The organism is Vibrio sp. FF145 (assembly GCF_041439075.1).
Lineage (GTDB): Bacteria > Pseudomonadota > Gammaproteobacteria > Enterobacterales > Vibrionaceae > Vibrio > Vibrio tasmaniensis_A.
Map to the genome: position 1 here is coordinate 12173 of NZ_JBGONH010000038.1, position 13769 is coordinate 25941.

The 13769-nt window shown below is 44.6% G+C and carries 13 protein-coding genes; 3 read left to right on the top strand and 10 right to left on the bottom strand.

Annotation, left to right across the window (positions count from 1 at the left end):
• Positions 1-12 precede the first annotated feature (12 nt).
• On the bottom strand, positions 13-303 hold the full coding sequence (locus ACED42_RS14785; RefSeq protein ID WP_009848496.1) for a YcgL domain-containing protein: 291 nt from the start codon (positions 301-303) through the stop codon (positions 13-15).
• A 219-nt stretch (positions 304-522) separates the two neighbouring features.
• Here ACED42_RS14785 and minC point away from each other — a divergent pair, with 219 nt between their 5' ends.
• The 3 genes from minC to minE are packed head-to-tail and all read left to right on the top strand — an operon-like array spanning position 523 to position 2290.
• Positions 523-1185 (top strand): septum site-determining protein MinC, encoded by a 663-nt coding sequence (minC, locus tag ACED42_RS14790; RefSeq protein WP_009848497.1) that lies wholly within the window; start codon positions 523-525, stop codon positions 1183-1185.
• Positions 1186-1207: 22 nt separating this feature from the next.
• The gene (gene minD / locus ACED42_RS14795; RefSeq protein WP_009848498.1) at positions 1208-2020 is read left to right on the top strand and encodes a septum site-determining protein MinD; all 813 of its coding nucleotides are present in this window, start codon (positions 1208-1210) and stop codon (positions 2018-2020) included.
• A 6-nt stretch (positions 2021-2026) separates the two neighbouring features.
• Positions 2027-2290: a cell division topological specificity factor MinE gene (gene minE / locus ACED42_RS14800; RefSeq protein WP_009848499.1), complete on the top strand. Its 264-nt coding sequence runs from the start codon at positions 2027-2029 to the stop codon at positions 2288-2290.
• 95 nt (positions 2291-2385) lie between these two features.
• Here the strand turns inward: minE and hflX are convergent, their stop codons facing one another.
• The 9 genes from hflX to ACED42_RS14845 all read right to left on the bottom strand — a co-directional run bounded on the left by hflX (position 2386) and on the right by ACED42_RS14845 (position 13513).
• Positions 2386-3753, bottom strand: a complete 1368-nt coding sequence (hflX, locus tag ACED42_RS14805) for a GTPase HflX (protein ID WP_012603471.1) — start codon at positions 3751-3753, stop codon at positions 2386-2388.
• A gap of 286 nt (positions 3754-4039) precedes the next feature.
• Complete coding sequence (locus ACED42_RS14810) at positions 4040-5152, bottom strand: ABC transporter ATP-binding protein (RefSeq protein WP_009848501.1); 1113 nt, start codon at positions 5150-5152, stop codon at positions 4040-4042.
• A gap of 6 nt (positions 5153-5158) precedes the next feature.
• Positions 5159-6016, bottom strand: a complete 858-nt coding sequence (locus tag ACED42_RS14815; RefSeq protein ID WP_009848502.1) for a carbohydrate ABC transporter permease — start codon at positions 6014-6016, stop codon at positions 5159-5161.
• Entirely contained in the window at positions 6013-6951 is a 939-nt protein-coding gene (locus ACED42_RS14820) for a carbohydrate ABC transporter permease (protein WP_371703105.1), read from the bottom strand. Before ACED42_RS14820 ends, ACED42_RS14815 begins: the two co-directional genes overlap by 4 nt.
• Positions 6952-7132: 181 nt before the next feature.
• The gene (locus tag ACED42_RS14825) at positions 7133-8380 is read right to left on the bottom strand and encodes an ABC transporter substrate-binding protein (protein WP_012603467.1); all 1248 of its coding nucleotides are present in this window, start codon (positions 8378-8380) and stop codon (positions 7133-7135) included.
• 110 nt (positions 8381-8490) lie between these two features.
• A complete protein-coding gene (locus ACED42_RS14830) occupies positions 8491-9936 on the bottom strand; it encodes an ATP-binding protein (RefSeq protein WP_371703106.1) in 1446 nt (481 codons plus the stop codon).
• Between the two features lie 72 nt (positions 9937-10008).
• On the bottom strand, positions 10009-10737 hold the full coding sequence (locus ACED42_RS14835) for a response regulator (RefSeq protein WP_017104017.1): 729 nt from the start codon (positions 10735-10737) through the stop codon (positions 10009-10011).
• 157 nt (positions 10738-10894) lie between these two features.
• Positions 10895-12352, bottom strand: a complete 1458-nt coding sequence (locus tag ACED42_RS14840; RefSeq protein ID WP_371703107.1) for a protein adenylyltransferase SelO — start codon at positions 12350-12352, stop codon at positions 10895-10897.
• A 519-nt stretch (positions 12353-12871) separates the two neighbouring features.
• Positions 12872-13513: a LysE family translocator gene (locus ACED42_RS14845; RefSeq protein WP_009848508.1), complete on the bottom strand. Its 642-nt coding sequence runs from the start codon at positions 13511-13513 to the stop codon at positions 12872-12874.
• Positions 13514-13769 lie beyond the last annotated feature (256 nt).

Consider the following 13769-nt stretch of genomic DNA (forward strand, 5'->3'; position numbering starts at 1 on the left):
TTAAGGTAGCTATCACTCTTCGTCTTGAACGTTTTGCTGAGCTTTACGCTCTTTATGAAGTTCAAGTTCATTAACCGGTGGTGGCGGAACCTGCAAAAAGAAACCATCGGTGTTCAGTGATTCTCTCACTTTATCGATGTTCACTTGCGCCAGTTTACGGCCATCCATTTTAATTACCATTACAAAACTAGGTTTACCAAACATTTGCATCAATGCGTCAGGAACTTGTGAGAAATCATCCTTCTTAGGGATATAAAGGTATGTTCCTTCTTTCTTTGAACTTTTATATATAGAACACAGCATGACAAACCTTTTTATTGTTTATGACTACAAAACTCTCACTTACGAGATCAATAGTTTATGTTAAGGGAAATATTGGGAACAAAACGTTCATTTGACAACAAGATTACTTGCTGTGCTTGGTTTGGGAATATAACATGATAAACCAAGTTTCAGGCAACGCCCTTTATTTTATTGATAAAGAAATTGTACCAATCCGCTATTGAGGTCCTGTAGTTTTCGATGTCTAGTAATCCAGATCTAAAAGGTAGCAGTTTTACGCTATCTGTTTTGCACTTATCCGATGATCAAGTCGAAAATGCGGTGTCTTTTCTTCAAGAAAAAGTAAACCAAGCTCCCACTTTTTTCGCTGCTGCGCCTGTTGTTATCAATATTAGCAAAGTCGCGGGTGATATCGATTTTGTGCAACTGAAAGAGGGTATATCTCAAGCGGGCATGATCCCAGTAGGTGTGGCTGGTTGTTCGGATAAACGTATGCAGAACCTAGCGAAAGAAGCTGGTTTTGCAGTGATGACAGCCAGTAAATCACCTTCTCAAGCTCCAGCGAAGATGGCTCCGATAAAAGTGGTGAGAACGCCTATTCGTTCTGGTCAGCAAGTGTATGCAAAAGATGGCGATCTATTGATCCTCAGCCATGTGAGTGCTGGCGCAGAAGTCATAGCCGATGGCAGCATCCATATCCATGGTACTTTACGCGGTCGTGCGATTGCAGGCGCGAGTGGTCAAACTGAAGCAAAAATAATTTGTAATGATTTACAAGCCGAGCTGGTCTCCATTGCTGGAAATTACTGGCTCAGCGATCAAATTGAAAGCGAGTACTGGCAGAAGAAAACCATGTTCAGTATGGCAAACGATGTATTACACGTTGATGTCCTCGCAATATAAGAGAAATAAAAAGGAAAACAAAATGGCACGCATTATCGTTGTAACGTCAGGTAAAGGCGGGGTAGGCAAAACGACCTCCAGTGCAGCTATTGCCTCAGGCTTAGCTTTAAAAGGGAAGAAAACCGCAGTTATCGACTTTGATATCGGTCTGCGTAACCTAGATTTAATCATGGGTTGTGAGCGTCGTGTTGTGTACGACTTCGTTAACGTTATCAATGGCGAAGCGACACTGAACCAAGCGATGATCAAAGACAAGCGCACAGAGAATCTATTCATTCTTCCGGCTTCTCAAACTCGTGATAAAGATGCACTAACAAAAGATGGTGTTCGTCGTGTATTTGATGAACTAGATGAAATGGGCTTTGATTTCATCATCTGTGATTCTCCTGCAGGTATCGAGCAAGGCGCTCTGATGGCGCTTTACTTTGCTGATGAAGCGATTGTTACGACTAACCCAGAAGTTTCTTCTGTACGCGACTCAGATCGTATTCTCGGTATTCTTGATTCTAAATCTCGTCGCTCAGAAGATGGCTTAGAACCAGTGAAAACGCACCTTTTACTGACTCGCTACAACCCAGCACGTGTAACTCAAGGTGAGATGCTAAGTGTTGAAGACGTTGAAGAGATTCTTCACATCTCTCTACTGGGTGTCATCCCAGAGAGCCAAGCAGTACTGAACGCGTCGAACAAGGGTGTTCCAGTTATTTTTGACGAAGCAACCGATGCTGGTATGGCTTACAATGATACTGTAGAACGACTACTGGGTAGCCAAGTGGACTTCCGTTTCTTAACGGAACAGAAGAAAGGCATCTTCAAAAGACTGTTCGGGGGCTAATTCGCAATGTCATTACTAGAGTTTTTTAGACCACAAAAAAAGACAACCGCAAACCTAGCTAAAGAGCGTTTGCAGATCATTGTTGCCGAGCGACGCAGCCATGACGACCCAGCGCCGTCTTATCTGCCGCAACTAAAAGAAGACATCTTGAAGTGTATTGCGAAGTACGTTGACGTCGATCCATCAATGGTTGATCTGACTTTCGAACACAAAGATGACGACATCTCAGTATTAGAGCTGAACGTCAAACTTCCAGAAGAAGACCGATAAGCAGAGCTCAAGCGGTGCTTATCACGATTCAATAAAAAAGAGAGCCTAGGCTCTCTTTTTTGGTATTTTAACTTGTGTCTAAACGCTATAAAAGATTAAGAATTCTGCATACGCTTTTTCAGTCGCGCTAAGTCTATTTCACTAGAGCGAACGGTCAATTTAATACACTCGTAATCGTACTCTTCTTTAACCACACTCATGTTTGAGCGAATCTCACCGATGATGCCTTGTCCTGAATAAGGAATCGTGATCTCTTCTTCGATCATGCCTTCTTCAGCAACACCAACGATGTACTTGTGCAGTTTCGTGATATCCAGAGGATCACGAGTCGACGTTAACATCGCATCTGGGAATTCTTCGATCAGCTCTAATTGCTGCTCTTCAGTCAATCTATCGCACTTATTCAGCACTAATAGTTTTTCGCTGCCTTCTACACCCACTTGTGCTAATACGTCGTGTACCACATCAAGTTGTGCGCGGAATGAAACGTCAGAAGCATCAACGACATAAAGTAGCAATGAAGCATCGTGCGCTTCTGCTAGCGTTGAGTGGAACGAAGCAACCAAATCGTGTGGCAATTTCTTGATGAAACCAACGGTATCTGAAACAAGGATACGCGGTTGAGTGATTGGCTGAAGCGCACGAACCGTAGTGTCTAGCGTTGCGAACAGTTTATCTTCACCCACCACTTCGGTTGCGGTCATTGCACGCATCATCGAAGATTTACCGGCATTGGTGTAGCCAACTAAAGCAACAGTGAAAAGCTCCGCGCGCCTTGTGCGTCGAGTCTTCATTTCATCTTGTACGCTTACTAGCTCACGCTTAAGCGCAGCAATTTGGTCACGTACGTTACGACGGTCTAGCTCAAGTGAAGTTTCACCGGCGCCCTGACCCATTTGACGCTCTTTATCACCCTCAGCCGTTTCACGAAGTCGTGGCACTAAGTAGTTTAGACGAGCGATATCAACTTGCAGACGAGCAGTACGAGTACGAGCGTGACGGCTGAAGATTTCGATGATGATGCCAGTGCGGTCAAATACTTCCACACCCAAACTCGCCTCAACAGTACGCATTTGAGATGGACTTAAATCACAGTCAAATACCACAACATCAGCGGCACCGTATTGGAAGTTGCCCGTTGGAAGATCATCAAAATCTAGCTCATCGATTTCAGAATCAAACAAACCCGACTCATCAAGAAAGTCTTCATCTTCAGCTTCTTCAATAGAGCCTTGGTAACCAGTTAGATGTGCAATTTCGGCAAGCTTACCCGCACCCAACACATTCTGTCTTTGAGATGAACTGTGGTGTTGCGATTGCGTACCGACGACTTTAAACCCTAGGGTTGTCACTAAGCGAGCAAGTTCGGCAAGAGACTCTTTTGCTTCGTCACCTTTAAAATCCGGTGTCGTAATAGAAATAAGTAAAGCGTTATTCGCCGCTGGTTTTGCTGTTAGTTTCATGTATTCTTCTGTTTATGCACCAAGGTGCAGCCTAGTTTCTGGTCTAAAGTAGTGTGATCCTACGCGTTTCTACGTCAGCTTTATAGAGCTAAGGGATACTAAATCACGATATTATTGCAGTAGAAGCATATATATCGTTTATCCCTCTGTTTTTATAAGGGATAAAACGCAAGTATAGCCAACGAAAAAGGCAGCATCACGTTACTTATTAGTAGTTGGTGATACTGCCTTTGATTTAGACATGAACTTTGATTGTTAAACTAACTCAATAACTAGAAGTTAGAAGTTAGAAGTCGATTCTCGCTTCGGTTTGAGCATCGAAGAATACCGCCTTTGATAAGTCAAAATGAAGCGGTGCCATTTGCCCAACCGACACTTCAAACTCTGGTGACAAACGACACGCGACTTCTTGGTCATTCACTTTAACCATCGCAATAGTATCTGGCCCTGTTGGCTCCAACACTTCCAATTGCAGATCTAGCTTTGTAGTTGCCGACACATCATCACCTTCTTGCTCAGTGATGTGTTCTGGACGCAACCCAATCACCAACTCTTTGCCATCTTGGTCACGCATACTCTGAGGCAATCGAATGTGGTGTTCTTGCTCCGCCGTGCCAGTTACTTTGATGATCGGATTCTGATCGTCGTCCAAATCCACCATGGTCTTAATGAAGTTCATTGATGGTGAGCCCATAAAGCCCGCTACGAACATATTGTTTGGCTTGGTATAAATCTCTTGCGGTGTGCCTAACTGCTGCAGTTCACCGTCTTTCATTACTGCGATGCGATCCGCCAGAGTCATCGCTTCGATTTGATCATGGGTTACATAAACAATCGTGGTATTCAGCTTCTGGTGCAGACGTTTAATCTGATGGCGCATCTCAACACGCAGCTTGGCATCCAAGTTAGAAAGCGGCTCATCAAACAGATACAGCTTAGGACGACGAGCTAGAGCGCGTCCCATCGCGACACGTTGACGCTGACCACCAGAAAGTTGCGACGGTTTACGATCAAGCAACTGTTCGATTTGCAGCATTTCTGCCACTCGATTTACTTCAGCATCAATCTCTTGCTGCGGCATCTTACGAATCTTCAAACCGAAAGCGATATTGCCACGCACCGTCATGTTTGGATACAAGGCGTACGACTGGAATACCATCGCGATATCGCGATCTTTAGGTTCAACCTGCGCCACGTCTATGCCATCAATTACAATCTCACCCGAGCTAATATTCTCTAGCCCAGCGATGGTGTTCATCAAGGTGGATTTCCCACACCCCGAAGGGCCGACAAGTATCAAAAATTCCCCCGAATCGATACTAATGTCGATGCCCTTTAACGTTTCGTTGTCCGCGTTGCGATAGGTTTTACGGATCTGTTTTAAATCTAATGTTGCCATGTGTAATTATCCTTTTACTGATCCTGCCGTTAGGCCACGAACAAAATATTTTCCTGCGAAGACGTACACCAACAGCGTTGGCAAGGCGGCGATGATCGCGGCAGCCATATCGACGTTATATTCTTTAACGCCAGTGCTGGTGTTGACTAGGTTATTTAATGCCACGGTAATCGGCTGTGTCTCTGAGCCTGAGTACACTACCCCGAATAAGAAATCATTCCAGATTGCGGTGAACTGCCAGATCACTGTCACCATGATGATAGGTGTAGAGATCGGTAATAAGATCTTAAAGAAAATGGTAAAGAAGCCTGCGCCATCCAGTTTTGCCGCTTTGATCAATTCATCAGGAATCGAGATGTAGAAGTTACGGAAAAACAGAGTAGTAAACGCCATGCCGTAGATAACGTGCACAATCACCAAGCCGATAGTTGTGTTCGCCAAACCCATTTTTCCTAACATGGTTGCCATTGGAAGCAACACCACTTGGAATGGAATAAAGCAGCCAAACAACAACAAGCTAAAGAACAGGTTTGAACCTCTAAATTGCCATTTCGTCACGACATAACCATTGAATGCACCGAGTAATGTTGAAATCGCAACCGCAGGAATCACCATTTGGAAAGAGTTCCAGAAGTAACCTTTGATGCCTTCACATTTCACGCCCGTACAAGCGGTGTCCCACGCTTTATACCAAGCGTCGAACACCCACTCTTTTGGCAAGCTCATCAGGTTGCCCGCCTTGATATCAGGCAGAGTTTTGAATGACGTCAGCGCCATTACGAACAATGGCATCAAATACACCAAGCAGAAGAAAAGCAGTGCTGAATAAATAAAGATTCGAGCAAAATTGATGTTATTCATCATGACTTTTTCTCCCTAAGTTCAGAGTAAAGATAAGGCACGAGAATCGCTAAGATACCAGCAAGCATCATCATGGCACTGGCAGCACCAAGGCCAATTTGTCCGCGAGTAAAGGAGTGTGCGTACATAAATAGCGCAGGAAGATCCGATGAATAACCCGGGCCGCCTGCCGTCATTGCCGTCACAAGGTCAAAGCTCTTAATTGCAATGTGTGAGGTGATGATCACCGCACTGAAAACCACAGGGCGCAAGCAAGGTAGAATGATTTTGAGATAGATAGTGGGTAAGCTTGCCCCATCGATTTGAGCCGCTTTGATGATTGAAGAATCGATGCCACGCAGACCTGCTAAGAACATCGCCATCACGAATCCAGAAGACTGCCAAAGTGCTGCAATCACTAAGGTGTAAACCGACATTTCAGAATTAACGAGCCAGTCAAATTTGAAGTCAGTAAATCCCCAGTCTTGCATCAGCTTTTCAATGCCAAGACCCGGGTTAAGAATCCATTTCCAAGCCGTACCTGTCACGATGAATGACAACGCCATTGGGTAGAGATAGATAGTGCGAATCGCGCCTTCTTGACGGATGTTCTGGTCAAGTAATACCGCTAAACCAACACCTAGCAAGATAGCAATCGCCATGAATAGAAAACCAAACACACCGAGGTTGGTGATCGAGGTGATCCAACGATCGTTATCCATCAGCTTTTCATATTGGGTTAAACCAACGAAGTTGAAGCTCGGAAGAAATCGAGAGTTGGTGAACGACAATGCGGCCGTCCAAAATATATAACCGTAGATACACACCACGGTCACTAACGCAGTTGGCGCCAGCACAATTTTAGGTAACCAATGTTGCAACCTGTCAGCAAAACTCGGTTTCGGTGCAGGCTGGCTCCTTGTGGATTTTGGAGTCGACTCAGTCAAAACATGCTCCATAACTTATCCTTGTTGCACAATCGAGCCAATGGCTTACCTTTCGGCACCACATCAGCATCACGCATATTAGAATTGGGAGTGAAGAGCAGATAGGCTCCCTACGAGCCTACCCACCCTGGGGGTTCGATAAAGCAACACAACCCGTCACTCACGTGCGTTGTGTGTCACTTATCAAGTTAGATTAGATAGCCGCTTTCACTGCTTTTGCTAACTTAGCTGCCGCTTGTTTCGGATCGGCATCTTTCTCATTGAAGAAGTTGGTCACTACGTCATAGATAGCGCCTTGAGCGTAGCTTGTTGTCGCTAGGCCGTGAGCCATACTCGGAACAAGATCGCCAGATTCAGCACTCGCTTTGAAGGTTGCCATTGAGTCCAACGCACATTGGTCAAACTTAGACATATCCATATCTAGACGTACAGGGATAGAACCTTTGTTAAGGTTGAAGACTTCTTGGAAGTCTTTAGTAAGAATGGTTTTCGCTAGGTCTTGCTGCGCTTTTTGGTTCTCTTTGTCACTTAACTCAAAGAACGCAAAGCTATCGATGTTGAAGGTAAATTGGCCGTCAGTACCTGGAGCTGGTGCACAGATGTAATCTTTACCCGGCACTTTGCCTGCCGCAGTAAACTCACCTTTCGCCCAGTCACCCATGATCTGCATCGCTGCTTCGCCGTTGATAACCATTGAAGTTGCGACGTTCCAATCACGACCTGGAGAGTTACTGTCGATGTAATCACGCATCTTTTTGAACTTGGTGAACACTTCCACCATTTTGTCGCCAGATAATACGTCCATATCAAGATCAACGAACGCTTTGTTGTAGTCTTCACTGCCTAGTACATCAAGTGCCACGGCTTCGAATACTGTCGCGTCTTGCCAAGGTTGACCACCGTGAGCCAGTGGAATGAAGCCAGCCGCTTTAATCTTGTCTGCAGCAACAAAGAACTCATCTAATGTCGTTGGAACCGTCACGCCTGATTTTTCTAAAACAACAGGGTTAGCCCAAAGCCAGTTAACACGGTGAACGTTGACAGGAACTGCCACATATTCACCATCCCACTTCATCACTTTAGTCACTACTTCTGGTAGTAGTTCATCCCATTGTTCTTGTTTAGCAGTCGCATCGAGAGACGTTAGAAAACCTAAACCACCCCACTCCTGAATATCATGACCTTTAATCTGCGCGGCAGATGGAGGGTTGCCCGATACTGCTCGTGTTTTCAAAACAGTCATCGCACTTTCACCGCCGCCACCAGCAACAGCAAAATCTTTCCAAGTATGGCCTTGTTGTTCAATCATCTCTTTCAGTACGGCAGCGGATTTCGCTTCGCCACCGGCAGTCCACCAGTGGAGCACTTCCACTTCACCAGCTTGAGAAAATGTTGAGGCAGCAAGAAGAGATAGAGTAAGTAGGGTTTTATTGATTTTCATTATTATCTTCCATGTTTAGCGGACTCGACGTCCGGTTCATTAAAGAGTCTACTTATTCTGACTGGTAAGATTGAAACAAAAGGTAAGCCCAATGTAACAGAGTTGTTACACTACACTTCTAGGCCTGTTGGGATATAGACTTTGACTTCCAAGCCACCTTGACAGGAGTTGCGAATAATGAGATCTCCACCGTGTCCGTGCAGGATGTTTCGGCAGATCCCGAGGCCAAGTCCATGTCCTTGATCATCCGTTGCTAGCCTAAAATAGGGTTCAAAAACCATCTCTAACTTGTCTTCAGGAATGCCATTCCCACGGTCTTGAATAGTCACGACAACCCAAAGCTCATCACCACTAACTTCCACGATAGCTGATGAACCATACTTAACCGCGTTGTCAATTAAGTTGGTCAGTACACGCTTAATCGCCAGTGGTTTCGCGACCAGTGGCTCAATGACGACCGGCTCAAACTCAACTTTTGTCTGATACTGGTTATGAGATTCAATCACAGAAAGTACCATTTCGTTGAGGTCAATAATGGCATTATTCTCGTGTAGATCGGTGTCTCTTACCGCTTGCAAAGCACCTTTAACCATCATCTCGAGCTCATCGAGATCTTTATTGAATTTGTCTTTCTTTACTTCACTCTCCAACAACTCTGCACGCAATCTAAGACGTGTGATTGGTGTCTTTAAGTCATGGGAGATCGCAGAGAAAAGGTGCTCTCGGTCTGCCACATAGCGACGAATCCGTTGCTGCATTCGATTAAATGCTCGGGTGGCAGTGACCAGTTCCGTTGCCCCTTCTTCGTTAAGCGGAGGCTGCTGAATATCCATGCTCATCTCATTAGCCGCTCTTGCTAACTTTTTAAGAGGACGTACTTGACGACGAATCATCAAATAAGTCAAAACCAATAGAATGAGTGTCGAGGAAACTAAGAAAATTACTTGCTCACGACCGAGAATCGTATCGTCGAGTTTCACATATGGAGCAGGCAACAATGCCGCAATGTATACCCATTCGTGACTGGTCAATTCGATTTGTACAACCAGAATGGGTGGATTCAGCGGTTCTAACGTTAAAGTATGATGTGCCCAAGATCGCGGTAGATCGCTTAAGTAGATGTCGTTTTTAAGCAAGCGAAGGTGTTCAGGTCGAGAAAAATCTACCCGCACTGACGCCACTTTATTGAGTTTGCTACTCAAAACACTTTCTATCGCTTCAATCGAGGCTGTTTTTAAACGGGTATCGGGGATCGGTTCGACAATCAAAGCCTCTTTATTGAAAGAAACAAAGAAACGCGTACCGCCCATATTGCGGATTTGATCCAACACGATATGACGATATTTAACGGGTAGAGATTGGAAAAAAGTCACCGTTGAAGCAAACATGTTCGCCATGCTCGACGAGGCAGAACGAATCCCTTCTAGCTCTTTGTGTTTTGATTCGCTATACCATATAGACGTTGCGATGCCCTGAGCTATTACCACGGCTAACAGCGTCAACAATAAGGTTCTTGCGACTAACGAATTTGGTTTCAACCAACTCATCCAGTTCATACGAGATATTTCATCCAGAATACTTCATTGGAAATACTTTATTTGCGTTACTTGATTAACAGTAGGTCATGCTTAGTGTTCATACTGAACCGGCACAGCAAGAATGTAGCCATTACCGCGCATGGTTTTGATGTAGTGAGGATATTTACCACTGTCGCCCAGTCGGCTTCTCAGGCGGCTAAGCTGTACGTCAATGCCACGTTCAAAAGGCAGCGCTTCACGGCCTCTGGTAGCGAAAGATATTGTGTCACGGTCGAGAACTTCGTTAGGACGAGTTAAGAACAACATCAACAAAGAAAAGTCACTGCCCGACAAGTCCATCTCTTCTGAGTTTTCGTTGTGATAGATTCGGTGCGCGAGCGTATCGAGCGTCCAATCACCAAAAATAATCTGCTTTGGCAGTGCATCACTTGGCTTGTCGTCCACCACTTGAACACGGCGTAATAGCGCTTTGATTCGAGCCATTAACTGACGAGGGCTAAACGGCTTCGCGATGTAATCATCTGCACCAATTTCTAAGCCGATAATCTGATCGGTTTCATCCGATACCGCTGTCAACATAATGATAGGCACATTGGATTGTTTTCGGACTCGCTGACACAAGGTAAAACCGTCGTCACCGGGTAGCATCACATCAAGCAGAATCAGGTCTGGATAACCATTGTTTTGCAGATGAGTTTCGAGTTCAACACCATCTCCCACCGAAGAAACATCGAAACCCGATTTTGTGAGGTACTCTTCCAGCAGCTCGCAGATTTCTTGATCATCATCCACCACGAGAATTCGAGTATTTGTTGGCATCGCCCAAACCTATTAAATTTACAACTTATTCACATAGTGTATAGGCTGGCCGATTATTTGATTATTGACATGTTTGTAAAGTTAGACGAACAAACAGATAAAGATCACATCTTAGTGACCTCTACCTGTACTTAGCGACTCAAAGAATCATAGGAGGTTAAGAGGAACAGCTGATTTCCATTGCTTTGCCCCACTCAGGCGGCAAGGCAGCAAGATGTTCGTAGTCAGGATGTTCCGCATAAGGGTCTGCCAGCACCACCATTAGTGCATCAATATCGCTGCTATCACCGCGCTCAGCTTTATCTATCGCAAGCTGGGCTAAGTAGTTTCTGAGGATGTATTTCGGGTTTACTTGTCGCATTTTTTCACAGCGATCGGCCACTGAACTCTCTTCCAATTCACAGCGTTGCAAGTAGTTATCCACCCATAGCTTTGCGGCCTCGCGGTCGATAACCAAATCAATCACGTCTTGCGGCAGCAATGTATCTAGGTTCGATAGCGTTCTAAAGAATCTTGGGTAATCGACTTTGTTTTGCGACATCAGCTCGAACATAGATTCAAACAAGCGACTGTCACCTTCGTGTTTCGAAAGCAATCCTAACTTACGGCGCATCAGCTGACTGAAATAACCGTTCATTTGTGGTTCGTACTGTTCTAACGCGGCCTCTAAATCGGCTTTATCCACCAGCGGCGAAAGAGAATGAGCCAGTGCCGACAAATTCCATAATCCAATTCTAGGCTGCTGATTAAAGGCATAACGACCTTGATAGTCGGAGTGATTACAGATCAAGCGAGGGTCATATTCATCTAAGAAGGCGAACGGGCCATAATCGAAGGTTTGCCCTATGATCGACATGTTATCGGTGTTCATCACCCCATGAGCAAAACCATTCGCTTGCCACAGCGCGACCATTTCCGCAGTGCGATCAACAATCTGATTAAACATAGCAGCGTAGGGTTTGTCGTCATCGAGGCATTCCGGGAAGTGCCATTCGATGACTTTATCGGCCAATAATTTATGTTCTGCCAACTGATTGGTATAAAACAGATGTTCAAAGTGACCGAAACGGATGTGTGACTCAGCAGCACGCACCAGCAATGCGCCCCACTCTTGCTTCTCTCGATAAACGGGTGTGTCGCTAGTCATCATCGCCAATGCGCGAGTAGTTGGGATATTAAGCCCCGCCATCGCTTCGCTACATAGATACTCACGAACCGTTGATCGAATAACCGCACGACCATCGCCCATACGAGAATAGGGAGTTTTACCCGCACCTTTAAGGTGTAAGTCGAACGTTTCACCACTTTTCGCGACAACTTGAGCTAATAACAGCCCTCTTCCATCACCTAAATCAGGGTTATAAGAGCCAAACTGGTGGCCTGCGTATTTCATTGCTACTGGCGAAAATTGCTCAGGTTCAACATTGCCTGATAACGTCTCAAGCAACTCCTCGGAAGTGCATTCAAATGACGGAAAGCCTAGTTCATTCGCAAGGTTATGGTTCCATGCGAGCCATTGAACATTGTTTAGCGGTGTAGGTTGAATTGGGGTATAGAACAATCGAGGTAATGCCGTAAATCGATTGTTAAATGAAATAGAATCCCAGACAGACATGAGAGATACACTGTAGATAAAAGATAACTTAAGATTATCACAGTTTGATAACAACTTCAGATCAGGTTATGCAGTGAGTCTATTGAGATAAAGAGGGCTAATCAGACAAAGAGATTATTCAGAGAAAAGGTTACTGAGAGGAAGGTACAGCTAAGAAAAGGTTAAGTGGCTAGCCTGATGAGAAAAGCCACATTTATAAGAGAAAGAGTTCTGACTTTGAAGACTTTTTAACAAGTGATTTCATAATAAAAACTAAAACTATAGAGCCATGAAGCTGACTACATTAGAGCAAGAATACCCACTAGAGAAAGGGTAGAGAAAATCCAAGTACGACTGATTACGCCAAAGTTACTGTGTTGAATCATTTCTTGATGCTGCATATGTCTCTCCTTGAGAACGTGATGGTGTAACACCAATATATCGGCTTTTCGCCAAAAGCAGCAAGCACATTAATATTAACCTTTTATGACAGCATCAAGAATATTCTGTAATCATTCACCTCTCTGATAAAACAGAAAGTTATGCTCGACTGGTCGTCGAAAGCAGTGCGCCAGCCCCAATAAAGACACCTCCAGTGACACGATTAAAGACCTTGGCTCGACCTTTCGCAAACAACCAATTTGACGACTTCGCACCTAGGTAGGCATAAACCAGTAACCAAGACAATTCCATCACAACGAAGGTCAAAGCGAACACCAAAAATTGAGGAAATAGCGCTATCGATGGGTCAATAAACTGAGGAAAAAGTGCGGTAAAAAACAGGATAGCTTTTGGGTTACTCGCACCAACAATAAAGCCACTGACATAATGCTGTGCAGCGCTTTCTTTAACAGGTTGAGAGCCTGCTTGTTGATTCGATAACTTGTCGTAATCTTGCTGACTCGACCGTAGCGACTTCCAACCGAGATAAATAAGGTAAGCAGCCCCCGTCCACTTAATGATATTAAACACCACTTCTGACGAAGCAATGATCACCCCTAAACCGGTAAAAGATAACGTAAGGATTCCGGTAATGGCAGTCACGCTACCCAAGGCGGTAAATATCGATAACTTAAAGCCAGATTGCACACCCTTAGTCATGCACAACAAAGAGCTTGGCCCTGGTGATGCCGTTAAGATCAACACCGCTAGCAAATAATAAATCCATGTATCAAAGGTCATCGCGAATTCTCCTTAACTCACTAAAACGACTAAATATTGAGCACCAATATGTGGTAGCTATTCATATTAAGCAACTAAATATTGAGCACGTTCACTCTGTGTTGCTTACTTATCCATTAAATTTCGGCAATAAAAAACGCCATGCATTGCTGCATGGCGTTTAAATTCAAACGTTTCAAATAGAACGTCTTATCAGGTTCTAACCTTAAGTTTCCAGCCTAATCTCTAAGCTAAATCCCTAAGCTAACGACTAACA

What these genes read in the sequence shown, in the direction of transcription:
- minE (WP_009848499.1), top strand. Translation starts at nt 2,027, where the DNA reads ATGTCATTACTAGAGTTTTTTAGACCACAAAAAAAGACAACCGCAAAC.
- ACED42_RS14815 (WP_009848502.1), bottom strand. Translation starts at nt 6,016, where the DNA reads ATGATGAATAACATCAATTTTGCTCGAATCTTTATTTATTCAGCACTG.
- hflX (WP_012603471.1), bottom strand. Translation starts at nt 3,753, where the DNA reads ATGAAACTAACAGCAAAACCAGCGGCGAATAACGCTTTACTTATTTCT.
- ACED42_RS14845 (WP_009848508.1), bottom strand. Translation starts at nt 13,513, where the DNA reads ATGACCTTTGATACATGGATTTATTATTTGCTAGCGGTGTTGATCTTA.
- ACED42_RS14785 (WP_009848496.1), bottom strand. Translation starts at nt 303, where the DNA reads ATGCTGTGTTCTATATATAAAAGTTCAAAGAAAGAAGGAACATACCTT.
- ACED42_RS14840 (WP_371703107.1), bottom strand. Translation starts at nt 12,352, where the DNA reads ATGTCTGTCTGGGATTCTATTTCATTTAACAATCGATTTACGGCATTA.
- ACED42_RS14810 (WP_009848501.1), bottom strand. Translation starts at nt 5,152, where the DNA reads ATGGCAACATTAGATTTAAAACAGATCCGTAAAACCTATCGCAACGCG.
- ACED42_RS14835 (WP_017104017.1), bottom strand. Translation starts at nt 10,737, where the DNA reads ATGCCAACAAATACTCGAATTCTCGTGGTGGATGATGATCAAGAAATC.
- ACED42_RS14830 (WP_371703106.1), bottom strand. Translation starts at nt 9,936, where the DNA reads ATGAACTGGATGAGTTGGTTGAAACCAAATTCGTTAGTCGCAAGAACC.
- ACED42_RS14825 (WP_012603467.1), bottom strand. Translation starts at nt 8,380, where the DNA reads ATGAAAATCAATAAAACCCTACTTACTCTATCTCTTCTTGCTGCCTCA.
- ACED42_RS14820 (WP_371703105.1), bottom strand. Translation starts at nt 6,951, where the DNA reads ATGGAGCATGTTTTGACTGAGTCGACTCCAAAATCCACAAGGAGCCAG.
- minD (WP_009848498.1), top strand. Translation starts at nt 1,208, where the DNA reads ATGGCACGCATTATCGTTGTAACGTCAGGTAAAGGCGGGGTAGGCAAA.
- minC (WP_009848497.1), top strand. Translation starts at nt 523, where the DNA reads ATGTCTAGTAATCCAGATCTAAAAGGTAGCAGTTTTACGCTATCTGTT.